The organism is Sphingobium sp. JAI105 (assembly GCF_015752145.1).
GTDB lineage: Bacteria > Pseudomonadota > Alphaproteobacteria > Sphingomonadales > Sphingomonadaceae > Sphingobium > Sphingobium xenophagum.
This window is the reverse complement of the sequence record NZ_JADOUC010000001.1, coordinates 124,131-124,708: the sequence shown is the minus strand read 5'-3', so window position 1 is coordinate 124,708 and position 578 is coordinate 124,131.

Here is a 578-nt window from a genome sequence, read left to right as displayed (position 1 = left end):
GGCTGTGCGGCAACGCATACGCCAATCACCGGGCAATCGATCCAAAGAGCGCCGCCCGCGGGCTAGCAATTCGCCCAGCTTGCGAAGTGCTTTTACGTCGTGCTCCATAGCCCCCCCAAAACGGCATCCAGACTGACAGAATCGTCTGTTGTCCTGCTTTGGGACAAGAGGGTCGAACATTCCCTCCGTTGAACCGGTCGGACCGTCGAACAGCGGAACCGGCAACGCGGACGACCGTTCATGTCACACCGGCACTTTGAACCGGGATGACTAGAACGTGAGCGACGCGACCCGCTTATTTCCGACTTTTTCGTATAAATCTGACCGCTGATTTGCGCGGTATAGTTATCTTCGAATCAACCTAACTAGTCTGTCAAACCTTGCAACTTATCGCAAGCTGATAACAGGTCGCCGCAACGCTACTCAGCGACGCTGCGCGTTGACCGTTTTGCGGCCCACCGGGCTGATCCAGTCTCTTCCCGTCAGCCTGTCAGTCAATCGGGGTCGGTCGCAAACCCGCAAGAAAAAGCGCGCGAAGCCATGGCCTCGCGCGCTTCAAGGTTGCGCTATGGGAGAGG